This is a genomic window from Glaciihabitans sp. GrIS 2.15 (assembly GCF_035984695.1).
Lineage (GTDB): Bacteria > Actinomycetota > Actinomycetes > Actinomycetales > Microbacteriaceae > Lacisediminihabitans.
In genome coordinates this window covers 1-21,451 of sequence record NZ_JAXCHU010000020.1, presented here as the reverse complement: position 1 = coordinate 21,451, position 21,451 = coordinate 1, and the positions used below count along the sequence as shown (strand labels likewise).

General features: G+C 65.8%; 20 protein-coding genes. 16 read left to right on the top strand and 4 right to left on the bottom strand.

Features of this window, described 5'->3' with window-relative positions; genetic code table 11:
* Positions 1-55 precede the first annotated feature (55 nt).
* Complete coding sequence (locus RCH11_RS17445) at positions 56-898, top strand: FAD binding domain-containing protein (RefSeq protein ID WP_327058295.1); 843 nt, start codon at positions 56-58, stop codon at positions 896-898.
* Positions 895-3,648 carry a molybdopterin-dependent oxidoreductase gene (locus RCH11_RS17440; RefSeq protein ID WP_327058294.1) on the top strand — a complete coding sequence of 918 codons (2,754 nt, stop codon included), beginning with the start codon at positions 895-897 and terminating at the stop codon, positions 3,646-3,648. The genes RCH11_RS17445 and RCH11_RS17440 overlap by 4 nt, the downstream gene beginning before the upstream one ends.
* Positions 3,649-3,770: 122 nt before the next feature.
* On the opposite strand, the gene RCH11_RS17435 is transcribed toward RCH11_RS17440, so the two are convergent.
* Positions 3,771-4,670 carry an XdhC family protein gene (locus tag RCH11_RS17435; protein ID WP_327058293.1) on the bottom strand — a complete coding sequence of 300 codons (900 nt, stop codon included), beginning with the start codon at positions 4,668-4,670 and terminating at the stop codon, positions 3,771-3,773.
* Between the two features lie 152 nt (positions 4,671-4,822).
* On the opposite strand from RCH11_RS17435, the gene RCH11_RS17430 reads away from it, so the two are divergent.
* The gene (locus RCH11_RS17430) at positions 4,823-6,139 is read left to right on the top strand and encodes an amidohydrolase family protein (protein WP_327058292.1); all 1,317 of its coding nucleotides are present in this window, start codon (positions 4,823-4,825) and stop codon (positions 6,137-6,139) included.
* Positions 6,140-6,143: 4 nt separating this feature from the next.
* On the opposite strand, the gene RCH11_RS17425 is transcribed toward RCH11_RS17430, so the two are convergent.
* Positions 6,144-7,106: a PDR/VanB family oxidoreductase gene (locus tag RCH11_RS17425; protein WP_327058291.1), complete on the bottom strand. Its 963-nt coding sequence runs from the start codon at positions 7,104-7,106 to the stop codon at positions 6,144-6,146.
* A 437-nt stretch (positions 7,107-7,543) separates the two neighbouring features.
* On the opposite strand from RCH11_RS17425, the gene RCH11_RS17420 reads away from it, so the two are divergent.
* The 9 genes from RCH11_RS17420 (at position 7,544) to RCH11_RS17380 (ending at position 15,512) form a co-directional block, all read left to right on the top strand.
* A complete protein-coding gene (locus tag RCH11_RS17420) occupies positions 7,544-8,806 on the top strand; it encodes an amidohydrolase family protein (RefSeq protein WP_327058290.1) in 1,263 nt (420 codons plus the stop codon).
* A gap of 53 nt (positions 8,807-8,859) precedes the next feature.
* Positions 8,860-9,594, top strand: a complete 735-nt coding sequence (locus RCH11_RS17415; protein WP_327058289.1) for an ABC transporter ATP-binding protein — start codon at positions 8,860-8,862, stop codon at positions 9,592-9,594.
* Positions 9,594-10,463: an ABC transporter permease gene (locus tag RCH11_RS17410; protein ID WP_327058288.1), complete on the top strand. Its 870-nt coding sequence runs from the start codon at positions 9,594-9,596 to the stop codon at positions 10,461-10,463. The genes RCH11_RS17415 and RCH11_RS17410 overlap by 1 nt, the downstream gene beginning before the upstream one ends.
* A 102-nt stretch (positions 10,464-10,565) precedes the next feature.
* Positions 10,566-11,741: an ABC transporter substrate-binding protein gene (locus tag RCH11_RS17405; RefSeq protein WP_327058287.1), complete on the top strand. Its 1,176-nt coding sequence runs from the start codon at positions 10,566-10,568 to the stop codon at positions 11,739-11,741.
* Positions 11,742-11,748: 7 nt separating this feature from the next.
* Positions 11,749-13,071, top strand: a complete 1,323-nt coding sequence (locus RCH11_RS17400; RefSeq protein ID WP_327058286.1) for an FAD-binding oxidoreductase — start codon at positions 11,749-11,751, stop codon at positions 13,069-13,071.
* Positions 13,068-13,850: a creatininase family protein gene (locus RCH11_RS17395; protein WP_327058285.1), complete on the top strand. Its 783-nt coding sequence runs from the start codon at positions 13,068-13,070 to the stop codon at positions 13,848-13,850. Before RCH11_RS17400 ends, RCH11_RS17395 begins: the two co-directional genes overlap by 4 nt.
* Positions 13,847-14,434 (top strand): pyridoxine/pyridoxamine 5'-phosphate oxidase, encoded by a 588-nt coding sequence (locus RCH11_RS17390; RefSeq protein WP_327058284.1) that lies wholly within the window; start codon positions 13,847-13,849, stop codon positions 14,432-14,434. Before RCH11_RS17395 ends, RCH11_RS17390 begins: the two co-directional genes overlap by 4 nt.
* A 29-nt stretch (positions 14,435-14,463) precedes the next feature.
* Positions 14,464-14,856 carry a PPOX class F420-dependent oxidoreductase gene (locus RCH11_RS17385; RefSeq protein ID WP_327058283.1) on the top strand — a complete coding sequence of 131 codons (393 nt, stop codon included), beginning with the start codon at positions 14,464-14,466 and terminating at the stop codon, positions 14,854-14,856.
* A 44-nt stretch (positions 14,857-14,900) separates the two neighbouring features.
* A complete protein-coding gene (locus RCH11_RS17380; protein ID WP_327058282.1) occupies positions 14,901-15,512 on the top strand; it encodes a dihydrofolate reductase family protein in 612 nt (203 codons plus the stop codon).
* Here the strand turns inward: RCH11_RS17380 and RCH11_RS17375 are convergent.
* Positions 15,502-16,107: a class I SAM-dependent methyltransferase gene (locus tag RCH11_RS17375; protein WP_327058281.1), complete on the bottom strand. Its 606-nt coding sequence runs from the start codon at positions 16,105-16,107 to the stop codon at positions 15,502-15,504. The genes RCH11_RS17380 and RCH11_RS17375 overlap by 11 nt on opposite strands.
* Positions 16,104-17,174 carry a methylenetetrahydrofolate reductase C-terminal domain-containing protein gene (locus RCH11_RS17370; RefSeq protein ID WP_327058280.1) on the bottom strand — a complete coding sequence of 357 codons (1,071 nt, stop codon included), beginning with the start codon at positions 17,172-17,174 and terminating at the stop codon, positions 16,104-16,106. The genes RCH11_RS17375 and RCH11_RS17370 overlap by 4 nt, the downstream gene beginning before the upstream one ends.
* Positions 17,175-17,692: 518 nt before the next feature.
* On the opposite strand from RCH11_RS17370, the gene RCH11_RS17365 reads away from it, so the two are divergent.
* The 4 genes from RCH11_RS17365 (at position 17,693) to RCH11_RS17350 (ending at position 21,295) form a co-directional block, all read left to right on the top strand.
* Positions 17,693-18,577 (top strand): ABC transporter ATP-binding protein, encoded by an 885-nt coding sequence (locus RCH11_RS17365; RefSeq protein WP_327058279.1) that lies wholly within the window; start codon positions 17,693-17,695, stop codon positions 18,575-18,577.
* The gene (locus RCH11_RS17360; protein WP_327058278.1) at positions 18,574-19,425 is read left to right on the top strand and encodes an ABC transporter permease; all 852 of its coding nucleotides are present in this window, start codon (positions 18,574-18,576) and stop codon (positions 19,423-19,425) included. Before RCH11_RS17365 ends, RCH11_RS17360 begins: the two co-directional genes overlap by 4 nt.
* 65 nt (positions 19,426-19,490) lie before the next feature.
* Complete coding sequence (locus RCH11_RS17355) at positions 19,491-20,648, top strand: sensor histidine kinase (RefSeq protein ID WP_327058277.1); 1,158 nt, start codon at positions 19,491-19,493, stop codon at positions 20,646-20,648.
* Positions 20,645-21,295, top strand: coding sequence for a response regulator transcription factor (locus RCH11_RS17350; RefSeq protein ID WP_327058276.1), 651 nt, complete (start codon positions 20,645-20,647; stop codon positions 21,293-21,295). The genes RCH11_RS17355 and RCH11_RS17350 overlap by 4 nt, the downstream gene beginning before the upstream one ends.
* Positions 21,296-21,451 lie beyond the last annotated feature (156 nt).

The window sequence follows — 21,451 nt, the reverse complement described above, 5'->3', positions numbered from 1 at the left end:
ACGGTGTGAGCACTGTCATCCATCCCTCACATTCGTGCTGTTTACTGAATACACAATGGATCTCATCGATGTTCAGGACGTGCGGGTACCCGCGACACGCGCGGATCTGCGCGTCGGAGTCGCGGAGAAAGTACTCGCCGGGGGCACTTGGCTCTATTCGGTGAAGGAGACCGGGCTGATCGGGCTCGTCGATATCACCCAGCTCGGCTGGAAACCGGTGGAGCACACGGGTTCCGCGCTCCTGATCGCAGCGACCTGCACGGTTGCCGAGCTCTCCCGCCTCACTCCCCGGGCGCTGCGAACCGATCCGAATCTCGCGGGAAGCGGCCGCGAGTCCCCTTCCGATCCGGTTGCACTGTTCTGGCAGTGCGCCAATTCCTTCCTCGCCTCGTTCAAAATATGGAATGTCGCAACCGTCGGCGGCAACATCGCCCTCGCGCTGCCCGCCGGCCCGATGATCTCGCTCGCCGCAGGCCTCGATGCCGAGGCAGTGATCTGGATGCCGGAGGGCGGCGAGCGGCGGATGCCCGTTGCCGAACTCGTTACCGGGGTCATGCAGACCGCCCTCGAGCCCGGGGAAGTGCTGCGCGAGATCGCGATCCCGCGCGCCTGCCTCGAGTCGCGCACGGGGTTCCGCCGCATCGCGCTCAACACCCTCGGTCGCACGGGCACCCTCCTGATCGCACGGCAGGCGCCGACCGGGCAGACGGTGTTCACCGTGAGCGGAGGCACGACGCATCCGGTGCAGCTGCGGTTTGACGAGTCGCCGTCCGCTTCGCTGCTTGAGGAGCGGGTGCGCGCCATCGATTGCTGGTACGACGACGCCCACGGCTCTTCCGACTGGAGGCTCGCCATGAGTGTGCGCTTCGCCGAACAGCTGAGAGAAGAGCTGGCATGAAATTCTCGGTAAACGGATCCTCCGTCGAAGCGACCCCGGCCGCCGGCCAGGTGCTGCAGACGGTGTTACGCGATCTCGACCACTTCGAGGTGAAGATGGGCTGCGGCAGCGGCGATTGCGGCGCCTGCACCGTGTTGCTGAACGGTGAACCGATCCACTCGTGCATTTACCCCGCGCACCGGGTCGAGGGGGCGGCGATCACCACCGTTTCGGGACTCGGCAGCCCGGAGCATCCGCATCCGCTGCAGCAATCGTTTGTCGAGGCAGCCGGCTTCCAGTGCGGATTCTGCACAGCCGGAATGATCGTGACCGCATCGACCTTCACCGAAGACGACCACGATGACCTGCCGCGCCTGCTCAAGAGCAACATCTGTCGGTGCACCGGCTACCGGTCGATCCGGGATGCAATTTGCGGCACCTCCAATACTCAGACACCGGCGTCCGGCGAGGCTGCCGGGCAGTCGGTGCGGGCTCCCGCCGGAATGCGGGTCGCGACCGGCGAGGAGGAGTTCACCCTCGACGTGCGCACGACCGGGCTGTTGCATCTCGCGGTGCTGAAGAGCCCACACGCCCATGCGCGCATCCTCGCTATCGATCCCTCTCGAGCACTCGCTGCCGAGGGAGTTCATGCCGTTCTTACTCACCGGGACTCCCCATCCACCCTGTTCTCGACCGGCCGGCACGAGATGCGCACCGATGATCCGGATGACACCCTCGTGCTCGATCCGGTGCTGCGGTTCATCGGCCAGCGGGTCGCCGCGGTCGTTGCCGACACGATAGCGATCGCCGAGCGCGCCCTCGCCCTCATCGAAGTGGAGTACGAGGTGCTGCCCGGGGTCTTCGACCCGGAACTTGCGCGGTCCGCTGGCGCCCCGCTGCTGCACGCCGATAAGGGCGAATTGCAGCGCATCGCCGCCCCGGAGCGAAACGTGCTCGCGGAGATGCACGGCGAGATGGGCGATGTGGATGCGGCGATCGCCGCGGCGGATGCCGTTGCCACCGGCACCTGGCAGACCCAGCGAGTAAACCACGCGGCCCTCGAGACGCACGCGACCCGGGGCTGGCTCGACTCCGATGGCCGACTGGTGCTGCGCACGAGTTCCCAGGTGCCCTACCTCGTGCGCGACGAACTGTGCCGAATTTTCGACCTCGACCCCGCGCGTCTTCGCGTGTTCACCGCCCGGGTCGGTGGGGGGTTCGGCGGCAAGCAGGAGCTCTTCACCGAAGACTTGGTCACCCTCGCGGTGCTGCGCACCGGGCGCCCGGTGCAGTACCAATTCACCAGGGAGGATGAGTTCACCATCGCCTCCCCGCGGCATCCAATGCGCGTGTCAGTGACCCTGGCCGCGACCTCCGACGGCACGCTCACCGCGATGGCTGTCGACGAGCTGACCGACACCGGGGCCTACGGCAACCACGGCATCGGCGTGATGTACCACAGCGTGCACGAGTCGATCAGCGTGTACCGCTGCGCCAATAAACGCGTGGATGCCGAATCGGTCTATACGAATAACCTGCCGTCGGGAGCCTTCCGCGGCTACGGCCTCGGCCAGGTGATCTTCGCGATCGAGTCGGCGATGGACGAGCTCGCCCGCACTCTCGGTATGGACCCATTCGAGCTGCGACGCCGCAACGTCGTCGTGCCCGGCGACGACATGGTGGTCGTCGAACCGCACGCCGAGACCGACCTCATCTACGGCTCGTACGGGCTCGACCAGTGCCTTGATTTGGTACAGAAGGCGCTTGCGGATCCGCCACCGTCAGCCGATCCGGGGTGGCAGACCGGCACCGGGATGGCACTCGCCATGATCGCCTCGCTTCCCCCACGCGGGCACTATGCGGATGCCACGGTCAGGTTGCTCCCCGACGGCGACATCGAGATCGGGGTGGGTACGGTCGAGTTCGGTAACGGCACCACGACGGTGCACGCCCAGTTGGTGGCATCCGCTCTCGGCACGACCGTGGATCGGGTGCGCATCCGCCAGTCGGACACCGACGTGGTGAAGTACGACACGGGAGCCTTCGGATCGGCCGGGGTCGTGGTCGCCGGCAAGGCCCTGCTGTCCGCAGCCTGTGGGCTCGGCGAGTTCATGCTCGAGCGGGCATATTCCCTGGTGCCCGGTGAGGGCGCGGTGCTTCAGGACGGCGGAGTCCGAATCGGCGCACGCGTTCTTTCCGCCGCCGAACTTCTGGAAGCCGGGCCTCTCACGGCGACCGGACGGCACGACGGCACTCCGCGCACGGTGGCGTTCAACGTGCACGGCTTCCGCGTGGCGGTGAATCCCGCCACCGGTGAGGTGCGCATCCTGCAGTCCGTGCAGGCGGCCGATGCTGGCACCGTGCTCAACCCTGAGCAGCTGCGCGGACAGATCGAGGGAGCCACCGCGCAAGCCATCGGCACTGCCCTGTACGAGGAGATGCGCCTCGATGGCGCGGGGCGCGTCACCACCACCGCATTACGCAACTATCACGTGCCCCGGTTCGCGGATATCCCGATCACGCAGGTGTTATTCGCCGACACCTTCGATGCCCTCGGGCCGCTCGGAGCGAAGTCGATGAGCGAAGCGCCCTACAACCCGGTGGCGCCGGCGCTCGCCAACGCGATCCGGGATGCCCTCGGCGTTCGCCCGCACGAGCTGCCAATGTCGCGCGATGGGCTGTGGCGCCTGGTCTCCACCGAGCCCGCCGGCCCCGCCGACTCCGCCGCGCCCGCCGCGCCCGCCGCGCCCGAGCTTGTGCCGCCAGCGTGAACGATCCCCAGGCAGGCGACTCGCGCGAACTGCGGCACTGTGTCGCTCTCGCCGCCGCAGAGCGACAACCTGGCGCAGTTCGCGAAGGCGTCGGGTCGGCGAACCGGCCTTTTCGAGTGGTGTCAGCCCACCGGCACGCGTGCAGGATGGATGGCACCGGTCGTGATGGAGAGCGGCAGCGCGGATGCCGCGGATCGCGCCGCAATGACCTCAGCAAGGATCGCGACGGCCGTCTCTTCCACCGTGCTCGCGCCGAGGTCGAGGCCGATCGGCGAGCGCAGTCGCGCGATCGCCTTCTCGTCGACGCCGCGCTCCCGCAGTGAGGCGACCCGGCGGTCGTGCGTGCGGCGGGATCCCATCGCTCCGACGAATTCGGCCGGCGACTCCAGCGCAAGGGCGATGAGTTCGGCATCGAATCGCGCATCGTGGCTGAGCACGCAGATCACAGTGCGATCGTCGACCTTCGCCGTCTCGAACCAGACGGTAGGCCACGACACGACGACTTCGGCCCCCGGAAATCGCTCGGGCGTCGCGAAGAGAGAGCGTGGGTCGCAGAGGGTGACGCGGTATCCGAGCACCTGCGCCGCCGCCGACAGCGCCGCAGAGAACTCCATTGCGCCGAACACGATCAGGTGGCGGCCGACCGGTGCACGCTCGGTGAAGCCCGCGCACACGTCGAGGTCACGCTGTTCCCGAAGCGCTTCGATGAGATCCTCGGTGAGGATCTGCACGTGGATGCGCAACTGTCCGCCGCAGGTGAGCCCGACCGAGAACGCCGACTCGTCACTGACGCCGTACTCGACCGTCTGCGGGATGCCATCGGCGAGTACGAGTTCGCAGGCCTCGACCACAGCGCCCTCGACGCATCCGCCGGCGATGCTGCCGATCACGGATGTGCCGTCGAAGGCCATCGAGGTGCCGACGGTGCGCGGAGCGCTGCCGTCGATAGAAACCACCGTGGCCACGGCCAGTCGGCGCCCCGCGGCGACGGCGGCGAGCAGGCGGTCTGCGATCTCGAACATAACTTCAGAATCGCATATGCGCATCACGGGGCGGTTACGGCAGGCTGTGCAGCAGCCTCCCGTTTGTTCGCGCCGCACATCCCGTGCGGGGCGGAAGGGCTGAGGGCCCGTGGCGTCATGCGCCGGACACACGCGAACGAGAGAAAATCCCCATGCTGACAATCACCCGCGCCTTCCGGATCGTCGTCGACGAATCGACCGAACGAGACGGCGACCTCGTGCTGAGGGGCGGTGTGGTTTCGGCCAGCCGCCTCGAAGCATCCACCGAAGCACTCGTCGCCGGTGACGGTGATGAAACGCTTGATGCGAGTGGATGCGTCGTCACACCCGGTCTCGTCAACGCTCACCACCACCTGTTACAGTCCGCCTTTCGCACTCTGCCCGGCACCCGCGGCGTCGCGATGAGGGACTGGCTGCCCACGATGGCAGCGGCCTACACCCGCGCGGGAGTGGATGCCGACTTGGCGCACGCCGCGGCATCCGTCGGCGTCGCGGAGGGCCTGCTCTGCGGGGTCACGACCGTCGCCGATCATCACCTCACTTGGCCGGTCGGTAGTGATAGTGTCGCCATCGCCACCGCGACCGCGGATGCGGCGCGATCCCTCGGCGGCAGGCTGGTCTTCGTGCGCGGATCGGCCGGCGATGATCCCCAGGAGGCCGCGGTTTCCGCCGAGGCCATCGTGCGGGCACTGCTGCCGCGTACCGCCGACGGGATGCTCCAGCTCGCCGTCGGACCGGCCGGAGTGCACAGCGACAGCCGGGAGACCTTCGAGCTGCTTTCCGGGATCGCTGCGAAGTACGGGCTGCGTCGGCGTACGCAAGCCAATGAACAGGTGGATGTCGCGATCGCGCTGGAGAAGTATGGAAAACGCCCGATCGACCTGCTCGAGGACTGGGGGTGGCTCGAGCCGGGAGTGACACTCGCGCACCTCTGTGACGTGACCGGGGACGAGATCCGCCGGCTCGCGGCATCCGGAATCACGGCGACGCACGCTCCGGGCTGCGACCTGCCAATGGGATGGGGCATCGCCCCGGTTGCGGTTCTGAGGTCCGCCGGCATCGCGGTGGGTCTCGGCACCAGCGGTGGCGGCAGCAACGACGCGGGACACCTTCTGGCGGATGCCCGGCTCGCGATGCAGGTGGCGCCGCTCGTCGGCCCGCCGATCTCGGCGCGCGAGGTACTCGGCATGGCAACGGCGGGGTCGGCTGCCGGCCTCGGACGGCCGGAACTTGGCACTCTTCGGCCCGGTTCCGCCGCGGATCTCTGCCTCTGGGATGTCTCGGGGGTCGCGGATGCGGGTGTCGCCGATCCGGTGGCCGGCCTGTTGTGGGCGAATCCCGGTCGGCGGCCGAAGCACGTGGTCGTGGCCGGACGGGTGGTCGTGCGGGACTACGAACTGGTGAATGCCGACGAGCGGGAGCTGGTGGCGCGACTGGGTGCCCGGATTCCTGGCGTGCCGACTCGCTAGGAAGCTACAGCTCCAGCACCAGCCGCCGGCAGGCCGCCCGCGATACGCAGATGTACATCACCGCATTCTGCTGCTGCTCGAGCGGGGTGAGGATCGAGTCACGGTGGTCCACCTCTCCCTCGAGAACCGGTGTCTCACAGGTACCGCAGGTGCCCTCGCGGCAGCTGGAGAGCACGAACACGCCGGCCTCCTCCGCCATCTCGAGGATGCTGCGATGGGGCGGCACCGTCAGCGCCGTGCCGCTCATCGCGAGCTCCACCTCGAAATCTCCCTCAAACACGGGTGGCGCGAGCGGCTTAGCCTGGAAACGCTCGATGTACAGCGGATGCCCGCCGGCCGACGCCTCCACCGCCTCGATGAATCGCGTGGGTCCGCAGGCATAAATCGTGGTCATCGGGTCGAGCGAGCCGATAAGCGCCGCGACATCCAACCGCGTTCCCTCGTCGCTGAGGTGAAGGGTCGCCGCACCGATCTCGTCGACCAAAGCCAGTGCCGAGCGCGAACGCCCGCAGTAATGCACGGCGTAGCGGATGCCGGCGGCCGCGGCCGCCCGCGCCATCGACACGATCGGCGTGATGCCGACTCCCGCGGCCAGCAGCAGCACCGGCGAGCCGGGGAATGGTGCGAATTCGAAGTGGTTGCGCGGACCTCGCACCCGGACCGTGCCACCCGCCGTGAGCGAGTCGTGGAGCCATAGCGATCCACCCCGGCCGGACGGCTCGCGCAATACCGCGATGCGCCAGGTCGATGCATCCGTCGACGAAGATGGCACGCGGGCTGTTGCGGGAGGAAGGAGTGAATACTGGCGCTCGTCTCCTGACGGCAGCACGAGGTCGAGGTGCGCGCCGGCCTGCCACGACGGCAGGGTCGTACCGTCGACCCTGGCGAGCTCAAATACATCGATCGAATCGGCGGCAGGTTGGCGCGAGACGACCACCGCGTCGAACTCGGTCTCATGCGAACTCATCGATCCTCCGAGTTTTCTGTGACCGCGACGAGCCGGTACTCGCGCGGTCCAGCCACGTCATCCTCCGCCATAAATTCACGCTCGCTGAGAAAGGGGTGATACGGGTCGGCGCTCGCCGCTGGCTGGTCTATCGTGAGGAGTCGAACTTTGCACGGTCGGCGTACACGGATGCCGGCAAGTATGGCCCGGAGGCCGATCGTGCAATCGGCGGCTCTGACGGGGTCCTCCTCACGTTACGAGGGCTAGCCACCCTGCAGCACGGCGGCGGTCCAGGCACCCGACGGAACCCGGCGCAATGCAGGGAAACTAGGCCGTTACATGTCGGAAACGGGCCACACCTAGATTCGATCGTGTTGACAATATCAATTTTTCGTGAGCGACCAACTCATCGGTGCGATGGTGGCCCACTCCAGCAGTAAAGAGGAAGGTGCCGCACCGTGTCATCCCTGCCCCGCCGACTGTCCCAGCTGACAAACGCGACTCTTCCGGATGGATCACAGGTTGATGTCGCCCTCGACGGCCCGGTCGTGAGCGGGGTGTTCCCGGCGGGGCGTCTCGGTGAACGAAGCGACGGCACCAGCCTCGACCTGGCGAATTTCCTGCTGCTCACCGCCCCGGCCGAACCACACGCGCATTTCGACAAGGCCCTCTCCTGGGACCTCATCGATCCGCCAATGGGTAATCTCGATTTAGCGATTGAGTCCTGGCGCGACTATTCCGCGGTGATGACCGTCGAGAGCATCGCGGACCGGGCGCGCCACGCCGCGCTGCTGCTGCTGCGGCAGGGCACGACCGCGGTGCGCACCCACGTGGACCTGCTGGTGGGCGACGATCCGATGCGCGGCGTTCGCGCCCTGGTGCGAGTACGCGACGAGCTGAGTGAACTGATGGACATCGAGCTCGTCGCTCTCGCCAGCCCATTCGTGCCAAGCGAACAGGTAGTCGAGGCGCTCGAGCTCGGAGTCGACCTGGTGGGCGGCGCACCCCACCTCAGCGAAGATCCGATCGCCGACCTGCGGCGCCTCATCGGCATCGCCGAGCGCCACGGTGTCGGAGCCGACATCCACACCGACGAGAGCCTCACCGGCGCATCGACGCTCGGGGAGTACGCCCGACTCGTGCGCGACTGGACCGCGCCAGCATCCGCGGGTCATTGCGTTCGTCTCGGCACTCTCGAACCGACCGAGCTCGCCGCCGTGATTTCCGAGGTGCTCGCGAGTGACCTCGGAATCATCTCGCTCCCCATCACCAACCTCTACCTGCAGGGGTGGCAGCATCCGGTGAGCACCCCGCGTGGGCTCACGGCGCTGCGCGCGCTGCTGGATGCCGGAGTGCGCGTCGGCGCCGGCGCCGACAACGTGCGTGATCCCTTCAATCCGGTCGGGCGCAGCGATGCGCTCGAGACCGCGTCGCTGCTTGTTTCGGCGGGGCACCTCACTCTCGACGAGGCCTATGCCGCTGTGAGCTCCGGAGCCCGTTCGGTGATGTCGCTACCCATCGCTGGCGTGCAGGTCGGGGCGGTCGCCGAACTCCTTGCCGTGCGCGGCAGCACCCTTTCGGACGTCATCGCCAACGCCTCCGCCGATCGCTTCGTCATCCACGCTGGCCGCCTCGTGGCGCAGAGTACCGTGACCTATGACGTCGCGGCACCGCTCTCCTCGCTCAATCCCTCCACCCCCTCCCTAGCCGAAACGAGGTGATGCTGAGCATGTCTGCCATTTCTCCTACGAAACCGTCGCGCTCCGCTGCATCCATGAGCACGTTGCTCGACTTCCGCAGTGTCGCAATGCAGTTCCCTAACGGAACCATCGCGCTCAGCGGCATCGATCTCTCCGTCAATCGGGGTGAGTTCGTCACCGTGGTCGGGCCGTCCGGCTGCGGCAAGTCCACCCTGCTGCGTATTGCCTCCGGGCTCGAAACCGCCTCGGAGGGCACCGCAGAGGTCGACACGAAACGTATCGGCTATGTGTTCCAGGATGCGACGCTCCTGCCGTGGCGCACGGTGCAGGACAACGTGGAGCTACTCGCCGAACTCACCGGTATGAAGCCGAAGGAACGCCAAGTCAAGGCGCGGGAGGCCATCGACCTGGTCGGCCTCGGTGGCTTCGAGAAGAACCTGCCAAAGGAGCTCTCCGGCGGGATGAAGATGCGCACCTCGCTCGCGCGCTCGCTTACCCTCGAGCCAGAGCTGTTTCTTTTCGATGAGCCGTTCGGAGCACTCGACGAGATCACGCGCGAGCGACTCAACGACGAGCTTCTTCGACTCTTCGTCGAGAAGCAGTTCGCCGGGCTGTTCATCACCCACTCGGTGTCCGAGGCCGTTTACCTGTCGACCAGGGTCGTGGTGATGTCCGGCCGCCCCGGCTCGATCGTCGGTACCTTCGACGTGCCGTTCCCGATGCCGCGGGATCCGGACATCCGCTTCACCGCGGAGTTTGCGGAGCTGGTCGGCGAAGTCTCCCATGCGCTGCGAGAGGGGCACAGCTGATGAGCACGGCTCGCCTGATCAAATCCGACGACGTTGCCGCTGACCGCGCCGCATCTCCTCGGCGCCAGGGGCGGGTGACCCGCTTCTACTCGCGCCCATCGTCGCAGTGGTGGCCGCCGCTGGTGGTCTTCGCGATTCTCGTTGGCCTCTGGTATCTCACGGCCCTGTACTACGACAAGACCGTGCAGTTGCCCTACCTGATCCCGTACCCACACCTCGTTCTCACCGAGTTCTACGGCGACCCGAACTTCACGCCACTCCTCTACGCCGACCTGCTCAACACCACCCAGGTCGCGCTCACCGGGCTCGTCTTCGCCATCATCATCGGCGTGGGGTGGGCCACGCTGATGTCGCTGGCGAAGTGGATCGAACGATCTCTCTATCCCTACGCGGTGATCCTGCAGTGCATCCCGATTCTTGCGCTGGTTCCGCTGATCGGCTCGCTCTTCGGCTACGAATTCCTGTCCCGCGTCATCGTGGCCACCATCATCGCCATCTTCCCCATGGTCTCCAGCACCCTCTTCGGGCTTCAGTCCGTCGATCGGTCGCAGCGCGAGCTCTTCGAGCTTCAGGGCGCCGGGCGCGTCACCACGCTGGCGAAATTGCGCTTTCCCGCCGCGATGCCGTCGATCTTTCTCGGGCTACGTAATGCCGCCGGGCTTTCCGTGGTCGGTGCGATTGTCGGAGACCTGTTCTTCCAGCGCGGCACTCCGGGGCTCGGCGTTCTTATCCAGGTGGCCAACGCGCGGCTCAACGGACCGGGCACCTTTGCGGCGATCATTATCGCCTCGCTCCTCGGCATCACTGTCTTTCTCTTTTTTGGCTGGCTCGCCCGGATGGTCGTCGGCAAATGGTACGACTTCGGCTGATCCGCCGCACCGGTTTTCCCGCACGCCCCATCACAGCACGCAGCATCCCATCGCACGCAGCATCCCATCGCACACAGCACCCCACCACTCAGAGGACCCCCAATGAATAGAACAGCCCTCCGCTCCACCATTGCCATCGGCATGGTGTTCACGGCAACAATCGCCCTGGCTGGGTGTGCCAGCGCGGCGCCGACCAGCAGCGCAGCACCGACCGCCGCTGCCGGCTCCGTGGACCTTTCGGGTGTCTGCCCGGCCACGGTCACCATCCAAACCGATTGGAACCCCGAAGCCGATCACGGTCATCTCTATCAACTGCTCGGGCCGAACCCGGTGATCAACGCCGACAATAAGTCCGTGAGCGGTGACCTGTTTGCCCGCGGCAAGTCGACCGGCGTCAAGGTGGAAATCCGCTCGGGCGGACCGGCAATAGGATTCTCCTCCGTGAGCTCGCAACTCTACAAAGACAAGACAATCACGCTCGGGTACGTCTCCACCGACGAGGCGGTGCAGGTCTCTGCTACCCTGCCGACCACCGCGGTGTTTGCCGAGAACGACATCTCTCCACAGATGATCATGTGGGACCCGGCTACCTACCCGAAGGTCACAACGATCAAGCAGCTGGGAGCGGCGCTGAAGGCGGATAGCGGCGTGGTGCGGTACTTCCAGAGTGCGGCATACATGGCCTATCTCCAGGGCTCTGGCATTCTTCCCACTGCCCAGACTGACGGTTCCTACGATGGCGCACCGGCCAAGTTCGTCACCGCGAAGGGCAAGGATGGCCAGCAGGGATTCGCCACCGCCGAGCCATACATTTACCAGAATGAGATTTCGGCGTGGGGCAAACCGCTAAGCTTCCAGCTGATCCACGACACCGGCTACCCGATCTACCCGGAAGCGATCTCGGTGCGCTCTGCCGAACTCGCCAAGCTCAGCCCGTGCCTCAAGAAGCTCGTGCCGGTGCTCCAGCAGGCCGACGTTGACTACATCACAAAGCCGGCGACGACCAACAAGCTGGTCGTCGACCTCGTGACCGCCTACAACAACGGCTGGGTCTATTCCGCGAAGGTTGCGGACTTTGGTGTCAGCCAGATGAAGAAGCTCAAGATCGCCTCGAACGGATCCAATGCCTACGTCGGCGACATGGAGGAAGCGCGGGTGCAGAAGGTCGTCGACATCGACACCCCGCTGTTCACCGCGACCGGTTCCGCACCGAAGAGCGGGCTGAAGGCGACCGACCTCTTCACCAACGAATTCCTCGATACTTCGATCGGATTCTGATCAACCCATGATCAACGACTCCCCCATTGCGGCACTCGAGGCCGAGTTGCGCGAACTCCTCGGCGACCGCGGCGTGAGCGTCGAACTCGCCGCCCGCCAGAGGGCCTCAACGGACGGCGCCCATCTCTCCCCCGTGATCAAGGAGCAATTGCCCCTCGGTCTTGCCGAGCTGGTGGCGTACCCGACGAGTGCGGAGCTGATCGCTGCCACCGTCGCGGCGGCCGTGCGCCACGGCATCCCGATCACTCCGCGTGGCAAGGGCACCGGAAACTACGGGCAGGCCATCCCGATGGCGGGAGGCCTGGTGCTCGACATGTCTCGGGCCCGCGCCATCGTCGAGGTCGGAGACGGATTCATCACCGCGGAAGCCGGTGCGTCGATGTCCGCGCTAGAGCAGGCGGCGAACGCCGCCGGCCAGCAGATTTTGATGTACCCGTCGACCGCCAACTCCTCGCTCGGCGGTTTCCTCTCCGGAGGTTCCGGCGGCACCGGATCGATCAAGCACGGCTCAAACAGCGAAGGATTCGTTGCTGCACTCGACGTGGTTCACGCCGTGGCGAATGCCTCGCTCGTACACGTCGCCGGTGAGGCTGCCCAGCCCTACGTGCACAACTACGGCACCGCTGGCATCATCGCCCGGGCGACGGTGGTCACCGAGCCCTTGCAAGACTGGCGCGGGTTTTTCGCGAGCTTCGACAGCTTCGAACAGGCCCTGTCGGTAATACGCGAGATCGGCCGGCTTGAGCCGATTCCGCGGCTGGTCTCGGCCGACCTCGCGTTGTTGGCTGCCGCGCTGCCGCCCGATCCAGGCATCCCCGCTGACCGGGCGAGCCTTCGAGCGATCCTCGATCTCTCGACCGTAGCCGCGGCGACGGCCCTGGTGGAGGCGGCTGGCGGCCGGGTCGAAGACGTGCGCGAGGGTGCCCAGGCCACCATGAAGATCAGCATGATGTCGTACAACCACCCGATCGAGTTTCTGCAGAAGGCCTATCCCGACCGCTACTTCCACGTCGAGGTGAGCGGCGACGCACTCGTGGACCGCATCGACGAGGTACACGCCGTTTATCCGGGCGGAATGTTACACATCGAGGCCCAGCACGGACGGCCGATCGGCATGCTGGCGGGTGTCTATTCCAGCGCGGAGGAGGTCTTCGCCGGCTTCGACAAGCTCACCGAGCTCGGTGTCGGCTACCACAACCCGCACCAGTGGTTCGTGGACTTCGAGCCGGAACGCACGGCCGCCCTCGCGGCAACGACCGATCCACAACGCCTACTGAACCCGGGCAAACTCATTACGCCGAACGTCTCGACGGGAGCAAAGGTTTCATGAGGGCCGGTACCCGCGACCTGGTCAACCTGTCGGGGCCGGCTGCCGCTGCGGCTCTCACCGCCGACTCGATCCTGGTGCTGCCGACCGGCGCGATCGAACACCACGGCCCACACCTGCCGCTCTCCACTGACTTTCTGATGGCCGACCTTCTCGCACGCGCGGTGGTCGAGTCCGCTGCATCCACCGGGCAGGATGCCTGGCTGCTCCCGCCGCTCGCGTACACCAAGTCCGACGAGCACCACTGGGCCCCCGGCACGGTGTGGCTCACCTGGGACACCCTCATGCAGACGGTCGTGGACATCGGGCGCTCAGTCGCAGCAACCCCCGCCAAGACCCTCGTCTTCTACAACGGGCACGGCGGAAACATCGCACTGCTGCAGGTGGCGCTCCGCGAGCTGCGCCGACGTTTCGGGCTGCGCACCTTCCTGATGGGCACCGGCATCACGGCGGGAGACGGCGTGGACGGCCCGGATGAGCGCGGCTTCGGCATCCACGGCGGCCACGGCGAGACATCCCTCATCCTTCACCTTCGCCCCGACCTGGTCGATATGACCCTGGCCGACCGCTGGGTGCCCGATCACATGGCGAATCTGGAATACATCAAGTTCAACGGTGGCCCGGTGAGCTTCGGCTGGTTGTCCAACGACTTCGGGCCGTCGGGTGTGATCGGGGATGCGACCGGCGCGACCGCGGAGCACGGTCGCACAATCTTCGACCGCGCGGTGGCGAACGGCGTTGCCTCTCTCACCGAGATCGCCGGATTCCGGCACGAACCGTGAGCGAGCCGAGCAACCCCTGGCAGGTGGTCGAGGAGTGGCTGCCCGGCAACGACCACCCGGAACGTCCGCAGATGACCCTCTCGACCGTGAGCATCACCGGAGAGCCGGATGCCCGCACCATGCTGCTCAGCGAGTACGACTCTCAGGGGTTCTACTTCCACACCGACGCACTCTCGAGAAAGGCCGCGGCGATGGTGGCCAATCCGGCCGTGGCGCTCACCTTCCTCTGGCCCGGATTCACGAAGCAACTCGTGGTGCAGGGCCGCGCCGAAGTCGCTCCCGCCGAGGAGATCACTGCAGCGTACGGTGCCCGTTCCCCTTTTCTTCAGCAGCTGGCCTGGCAGAACACCTTCGAGTTTGCGCAATACCCGGATGATGAGCGCCGCGACCGCTGGGCGGCCTTCACCGCAGAGCACTCCGACGGGGCCTCCCCGCCGGTTTTCGTCCAGCCGGAGACCTGGATCGGCTTCCTCGTGCGCCCCACCCGCCTGACTTTCTGGGCCAGCGGTTCGGACGCCCCGAGCCGCCGCGTCGAATATCGTGCCAGCTCGGGCGGCTGGACGGTGGCCTACCTTCCGGGGTGAGACCTCTGTCCGAATGAGAGAATCGTGGCATGTCTGCTACCCGCCTCTCCGAAGACGGCATCAGTTTTGTGACCGAGCGTCACCTCGCCACCCTCTCGACCCTCTCCGCAAACGGGTCAATCCACGCGGTGCCGGTCGGGTTCACGCTGCACGATGGCACGGCCTTCGTCATTACGACGCGGTCGTCCCAGAAGGTGCTCAATGCTCGCCGCTCGGGTCATGCCACGATCTGCCAGGTGGAGGGCGCGGGCTGGATCACCCTCGTCGGGCACGCGGAGGTTCGTGACGACCCGGAGAGCATCGCCCTCGCGGTGACCCGGTATGCCGCGCGCTACCGCCAGCCGCGGGTGAATCCGGAGCGGGTCGCGATTGCGGTGCGGGTGGAGCGGATTCTCGGATCCGCAAGTTTCATCGAACGATAGCGAGTCGGGCTCCCTCAGGCCAAACTGGTCGCCAAGAGGTATCCATGAGCAGAGTCACCATCGACATCACGATCTCGCTCGACGGATTCGTCGCGGGGCCCAACCAGAGCGTCGAGAATCCGATCGGCGAGAACGGAGACCGGCTTCATCGCTGGATGTTCGAAGCCGCCGCCAAAAACGCTTCAGAGCTCGAGGCGATCACCTCGTCCGGCGCCTACATCATGGGCCGTAATATGTTCGGGCCAATCCGAGACGAGTGGGCGCTCGGCGACGACGGCAAGATCGAGTGGAACGGATGGTGGGGACCCGATCCCCCGTACCATGCGCCCGTGTTCGTACTCACGAATCATCCGCGCGCGCCGTTGGTCATGAGGGGAGGCACGACCTTCACTTTCGTGACGGAAGGCATCACTTCAGCCCTCGCCCACGCAATCGCCTCCAGCCCGGATGGCACCGTGAGCATCGCCGGCGGTGCCAGCACCGCGCGCCAATACCTTCAGGCCGGACTGGTCGACGCTCTGCGTTTACATCTCGCTCCGGTACTGCTGGGAACCGGCGAGCGACTATTCGACGGCCTCAACGCACTGAATCTCGAGCCTCTGGAGGCACGCGCGACCGCGCTCGTGACCCATCTGGCCTACCGCGTCATTCCCTGACCGGCTTCGTCGCCAGCAGGATCGTGTCGATCGCTACCCCGCCGTCTGCCGTGGTGCGGTCGTAGCGACGGCATTCGACGATATCGAGACCGGCCGCGGCCGAACGCACCACCTCGAGGTCGTGAAGCATGGCCGCGTCCTTCGGCCCACCGACACCGTGCTCGAGGTTCTCGCTGTCGTGGCCGATCAGAGCGAGGGTGCCGCCTGCTGCGAGGGACGCGATCGCGTTCGAGATCGCTGAGCTGAGCTCTGCTGCGGGCAGTTGGAGGTAGGCGATGACCACGAGATCGACGGGCGTAGGGGAGACCCAGCTGGTGGCATCCGCCGTCACCCAGCCGAGCTCGAGGCCCGCCCCTGCAGCGCGGGTCCGACCGATCGAAAGCCCTGTCGCGGAGAAGTCGACGGCGGTGACCCTCCAGCCGCGGGAGGCGAGCCAGACCGCGTTGCGCCCCTCGCCCGCCGCTAGGTCGATAGCGGTACCGGGCGGCAGCGTGCCCGTGACCTGCGCGATCCAGGCGTTCGGTTCGCTCGACCAGACCGCCATTCCCTCTGCGGCGGCTTTCGCGTAACGGTCATCCCAGAAGGCATTGCTCATGAGGTACCCAATTCGTCGGAGATGCGGGCGAGTGCTTCGGAAAACCAGGCCTCCCGGCCCGGAGCGGCGCCGCCGGACAGGTTGATGCCGCGAACGCCGTGGATCTGCAGCATCTCGCGCCCGAGTTCGACCGCGGCGGAAATACCTTCGGTGAAAGGATCGCGCGCGGCGAGGATGCGGTCGAGGTAGCCCTCGGGAAGCACCAGTGCCGTGAAGGTACGCAGCAGCGCCGCACTCTCGTGATCGATCACGATTGGCACGCACGCGATGAACATCATCGCGGCACCGAGCTGTTGGGCGGCATCGAGCTGTTGGGCGGCATCGATGAAATCGGCGACGGGCCCCGCGCCACCGGCGTGATTGACGAAACAGACTTCCGCGCCGGCACGCATCTTCTCGAGAAGTCGGGCCGGTCTGCGCTCGACCGGGGGCGTGGCCGGAGATTCTCCGACCGACACGAGGTGGCCGGCGGAGTGGGCCAGCGCAGCCGTCTCGGTGGAGTCGAGGTCGAAGACGGGCGCGGCATCCGGTCTGCCGCCGGTGTCAGTGTGGTCACCGGTGACGCAATGCACGCCGGCAACCCCCACGTGAGCGAGGCCGGCAAGTTCGCCCTCTAGCGCGACCCGGTTGCGGTCGCGGCAGTTCACTCCGGCCCAGGCAGCAAGGCCCGCGGACTGGATCAGGTGCGCGCGATAGCTCGGTGGAAACTGCAGGCGGGCTGCCCCCGCGTCTCCGGCGAGCACGGCATCCACGCGACCGGAGAGGATGCCGGCGCACTCGGCGATCGAGGCGGCGTCGAGAGCACGGGCCGGGAAGTCGGCAACGAGGACCGGCCGGATGGCCAGGAGTGCGCGCATCCGCATCGCTCCGGCGGATGCAACGGGCTCGGGCACCGGATCCACCGCGCGCGGCTCTACCGACCGCTCGATGCCGTGCCAGCGCACCGTCGGCAAATCAAGGAATACACACCGTGCCGGAGACACCTCGCAGCTGCCATCGAGCTCGACCCCGCCGCAGGGGCCGTACTCCATGTGCTTGGGGCACTCCGCCAGCAACGCGATCGTCATCACCTCATTATTCCGGTGCATCCTTCGGAATGATGAAAGCTTCTGGCTTATCAGGGAAGCGGCGGATGACCGCACGGTCCGAGTAGGGGGTTACCTATACAACAGCGCCTTGAACGTCACGAAGCCGCACGTCGCATCTATCCGCGGGCTCAAGCGTTGATGACCCGGTCTCAGATAGCTCACACGTGCAAGGAGCCGACGGTAAACCACTCAAGGTCTAAATCTTGCCTTCCTGCTCGCCGGTCCCTGATTCCGGCGGTACACACCCAGCGGGTCTGCTGCACGGTCAGGTGACGTTTGATCTGGCTTGCCTGGGACGGTGGCTTGGAAGGATGTCCGCAAGACTGACCCCTTGCCCACACTCCCCCGGAAGCTGGCGGTTTTGACCTGTGAAGCGCAAAATTTTCTGGCTCGGGATTCGCGCTGCAGGGTGGAACCGGCGACATCCACCGATCGGTTGACGGTGGTCTAACCGGTTCGGCGTCGCGGATCTCGCGGATTCGAAGCACGCTGGTGTCATGACACAGACCCAGCCACACGTCAGCGTTCGTGACCTCAGGAAACGCTACGGGACGTTCAGCGCCATTGAAAGCGTGAGCTTCGACATCCAGCAGGGCGAGACGTTCGCGCTGCTCGGTCCGAACGGAGCCGGTAAGAGCAGCACCATCGAGATCCTCGAGGGCTATCGCGACCGCTCCGGCGGCGACGTTACCGTGCTCGGCGTCGATCCTCAGCACGGCAAACGGGCCTGGCGGGAGCGCATCGGTATCGTGCTGCAAGGCTCCGGCGAGAGCGGTTCAGCCACCGTGCGCGAGCAACTCGCGCACTTCGCCGGCTTTTATCCAAACCCGCGTGACGTCGATGAGGTGATTGACGCCGTCGGGCTCACGGACAAGGCCACGACGAGAATCCGCAGCCTCTCCGGCGGTCAACGTCGTCGAGTGGATGTCGGGCTCGGCGTCATCGGTCGTCCAGAGCTGCTGTTTCTCGACGAGCCGACCACCGGCTTCGACCCGGAAGCACGGCTCGAGTTCTGGGAGCTGGTATGCGAACTGAAGCGGGAGGGCACCACGATCCTGCTCACCACCCACAACCTCGAAGAGGCCGCGCGATTGAGCGATCGCGCCGGCATCATCGCCGCCGGCCGACTCATCGACATCGGTCGGGTCGATGAGATTGGAGGAAAGGATGCCCGCATCCCCGTCGTGCGCTGGCACGACCAGAACGGAACGCATGAGGAGCGGACGACGCAGCCCACCGCGCTCGTCGCGCGCCTCCACGCTGAAACGGGCACGGAACTCGCCGGACTCCAGATCATTCGCCCAAGCCTTGAGGATATCTACCTCGGCCTCGTCGGTACTCACCAGATGAACATGACACCACTCGAGAGGGAACTCGTATGAGCGCCATCGCCCCGAGCGCCACACCTCGGCGCACCGCACCGAACACCGTCGCTCTCGGCTTGAGTCGCGTTCGCTACGAGGTGCGCAGCTACTTTCGGCAAGGAGACACGGTTTTCTTTACCTTCCTCTTTCCCTTGCTGATGCTCACGATATTCTCAGTCGCCTTCAGTAAGACGACCTTTGGGCAGAATACCGACGGCACGGGCGGGGTGAGCTCTGCCACGTTCTACCTCCCGGCGATGCTCTCTGCCGGGATCCTGCTCAGCGGTCTGCAGAACATGTCCATCGACATCGCGACAGAGAAAAGCGACGGAACACTCAAGCGCCTCGGCGGATCGCCGCTACCAGTGCTCAGCTACTTCATCGGCAAGATCGGGCAGGTTTTTCTGACCGGGCTGTTGCAGGCACTCGTGCTGATTCTTGTCGCACACTTCGTCTTTCAAGTGACGCTCCCGACAGATCCTGCCCGATGGGTCACGTTCACCTGGGTGTTCGTACTCGGCGTCACCACCTGCGCCATCCTCGGCATCGCGTTGAGCGGACTCCCACGAAGCGGCAAGAGCGCGACGAGCGTGATCATCCCGATCACCCTCGTGTTGCAGTTTATTTCCGGCGTCTACCTCTCATTCACCGGACTTCCCGTGTGGCTGCAGAACATCGCTGCGATCTTCCCTCTCAAGTGGCTCGCGCAGGCGATGCGCTCCGTGTTTCTGCCCGAGAGCTTCCAGTCGATCGAGCAGAATGGCAGCTGGGACCTCGGCGGCGTGCTGGTCGTGATGCTGCTCTGGCTGGTCATCGGAGTGGTTGCCGCGCGCTTCGCGTTCCGCTGGATCCGTAAAAACGCGTGACCCGCCTATCGCACCGCCGGCGAGGGTTCGACTGACCTCCGCATGAAATCTGGGAAGATGAGCCCATGACAGGCAACCGCTGGTGGCACGTGCTGTTCGGCGCGACCATGCTGCTGCTTGTAGGTATCGCGTGCGCGACCGGTGCGCATCACCCCGGATCATTCTGGCCGGCCATCTGCTGCGTGCTAGCGCTAGTGGTGGTCTACGCAACACTTGGCACGCTCGCCCTCGAGCAACGGTCCCGAGCCATACTGCCATTCGTCGCGCTCATGATCGTCTTCTCCGGCGCAGCGATCGCGTTTCAGCCGCGCCTCGCGTTCGTGCAGGCGATCGTGTTTCCACTTCTCTGGCGAACCGTGAAGCGGGTGCGCGACGCCGTGCTTTCGAACATCGCGCTTGGGCTCGCCGTGAGCATCGGTTTTCTCGTTTCTCTCGGTACGGGCCGCGACAATGTTGCTCAGACCGTGATCATCGAGGGTATCTCGGTCGCGGGAAGCATTGCCCTCGGTGTGTGGATGAGTCGCATCGCCGACCTGAGCGCCGAGCGCAAGTTGCTCTTTGACAATCTCGCCGCGGCGCAGGAACAGCTCGCCGCTCTTCACCGCGAGTCCGGAGTCACAAGCGAACGCGAACGACTGGCCCGCGACATCCATGACACCATCGCGCAGTCGCTCACCGGGCTCGTGCTGCTCACCCAGCGTGCGCAACGAGAACTTGTCACGGGAGACCTCGACGCACTCAGCCGGCAGCTGACCGTGCTCGAGGACACAACCCGCGAGACGCTCGTCGAGACACGCTCGCTTGTGATGGCTGGCGCGCCAGTAGAACTCGGTGGTGGCATCGCTGCCGCTCTTGAGCGTCTGGCCGTGCGCTTCACCCGCGAGGCAGGGGTGGCGGTGACCGTGCACGCAGATCATCCAACGAGACTCGAGCGAGAAGGGGAGGTCGTCCTGCTCCGCTGCGCACAGGAGGCGCTGGCGAATGTGCGGAAGCACGCCGGCGCGCTGAACGCTCAGTTGGCGCTTGCGACAGTGGACGGCGGAGTGCGCCTGACCATCCGTGACGACGGCGGAGGGTTCGCGGGCCCGCCGCCGGAGAAAGGCTTCGGTATCAGCGGCATGCGTGACCGGCTCGCGCTCGTCGACGGCACACTGTCTGTGCAGAGTGACCCCGGCAAGGGCACGACCCTGATCGTGACGCTTCCGGTGCAGGTGCGCGCGTGACAGGGCCGAGCCCGACCGGCCCCCTCATCCGCGTCATCGTCGCGGACGACCACCCAATAGTCCGGAGCGGGATTGTTGCGCTCCTCGAGACTGCAAACGATGTTGTCGTCATCGGTGTGGCGGCCGATGGTGGGCAGGCGGTCGAACTCGCGCTCGACCTCAGGCCAGATCTCGTTCTCATGGACCTTCGGATGCCCGTGCTGAATGGCGATGAGGCCACGGCGCGCATCCGCGCTGCGGCGCCGAGTGTACGCGTGCTCGTGCTAACCACCTACGAGACGGACGAAAGCATCCTCCGGGCGATCGAAGCCGGTGCGAGCGGTTATCTTCTCAAGGCGGCACCGGCCGATGAGATCCTCGCGGGCATCCGATCGGTCGCCAGAGGCGAGGTCGCCCTCGCGCCCGCGATAGCCGCGATCCTAGTCAAGCGGATCGCCCAGCCACCATCAGTAGTACTCACCGATCGGGAGAGGCAGGTGCTATCTCTTGTGTCGCGAGGCAACAGCAACGGATCGATTGCGAAGGCACTGTTCCTCAGCGAGGCGACCGTGAAAACCCATCTAGTGCACGTATTCAGCAAGCTCGGAGTCACCGATCGTACCCGCGCGGTGACGCTCGCGATGGAACTCGGACTTCTACCGAGGTGACCCAGCTCGCGTACCGGGCTAATCGGCTTCAACGCAACAATCCCTGCACGGCCGTATGAGCCTAAGCCTGAATCCACCGATGTTGATTGGTAGTGTTCGGCGGTTTAAACAGAGAACGCCTTCCGGATCAGGAAAAATAGAACTTACTTAGGGATC

What these genes read in the sequence shown, in the direction of transcription:
- RCH11_RS17445 (WP_327058295.1), top strand. Translation starts at nt 56, where the DNA reads ATGGATCTCATCGATGTTCAGGACGTGCGGGTACCCGCGACACGCGCG.
- RCH11_RS17440 (WP_327058294.1), top strand. Translation starts at nt 895, where the DNA reads ATGAAATTCTCGGTAAACGGATCCTCCGTCGAAGCGACCCCGGCCGCC.
- RCH11_RS17435 (WP_327058293.1), bottom strand. Translation starts at nt 4,670, where the DNA reads ATGTTCGAGATCGCAGACCGCCTGCTCGCCGCCGTCGCCGCGGGGCGC.
- RCH11_RS17430 (WP_327058292.1), top strand. Translation starts at nt 4,823, where the DNA reads ATGCTGACAATCACCCGCGCCTTCCGGATCGTCGTCGACGAATCGACC.
- RCH11_RS17425 (WP_327058291.1), bottom strand. Translation starts at nt 7,106, where the DNA reads ATGAGTTCGCATGAGACCGAGTTCGACGCGGTGGTCGTCTCGCGCCAA.
- RCH11_RS17415 (WP_327058289.1), top strand. Translation starts at nt 8,860, where the DNA reads ATGAGCACGTTGCTCGACTTCCGCAGTGTCGCAATGCAGTTCCCTAAC.
- RCH11_RS17410 (WP_327058288.1), top strand. Translation starts at nt 9,594, where the DNA reads ATGAGCACGGCTCGCCTGATCAAATCCGACGACGTTGCCGCTGACCGC.
- RCH11_RS17405 (WP_327058287.1), top strand. Translation starts at nt 10,566, where the DNA reads ATGAATAGAACAGCCCTCCGCTCCACCATTGCCATCGGCATGGTGTTC.
- RCH11_RS17400 (WP_327058286.1), top strand. Translation starts at nt 11,749, where the DNA reads ATGATCAACGACTCCCCCATTGCGGCACTCGAGGCCGAGTTGCGCGAA.
- RCH11_RS17395 (WP_327058285.1), top strand. Translation starts at nt 13,068, where the DNA reads ATGAGGGCCGGTACCCGCGACCTGGTCAACCTGTCGGGGCCGGCTGCC.
- RCH11_RS17385 (WP_327058283.1), top strand. Translation starts at nt 14,464, where the DNA reads ATGTCTGCTACCCGCCTCTCCGAAGACGGCATCAGTTTTGTGACCGAG.
- RCH11_RS17380 (WP_327058282.1), top strand. Translation starts at nt 14,901, where the DNA reads ATGAGCAGAGTCACCATCGACATCACGATCTCGCTCGACGGATTCGTC.
- RCH11_RS17375 (WP_327058281.1), bottom strand. Translation starts at nt 16,107, where the DNA reads ATGAGCAATGCCTTCTGGGATGACCGTTACGCGAAAGCCGCCGCAGAG.
- RCH11_RS17370 (WP_327058280.1), bottom strand. Translation starts at nt 17,174, where the DNA reads ATGACGATCGCGTTGCTGGCGGAGTGCCCCAAGCACATGGAGTACGGC.
- RCH11_RS17365 (WP_327058279.1), top strand. Translation starts at nt 17,693, where the DNA reads ATGACACAGACCCAGCCACACGTCAGCGTTCGTGACCTCAGGAAACGC.
- RCH11_RS17360 (WP_327058278.1), top strand. Translation starts at nt 18,574, where the DNA reads ATGAGCGCCATCGCCCCGAGCGCCACACCTCGGCGCACCGCACCGAAC.
- RCH11_RS17355 (WP_327058277.1), top strand. Translation starts at nt 19,491, where the DNA reads ATGACAGGCAACCGCTGGTGGCACGTGCTGTTCGGCGCGACCATGCTG.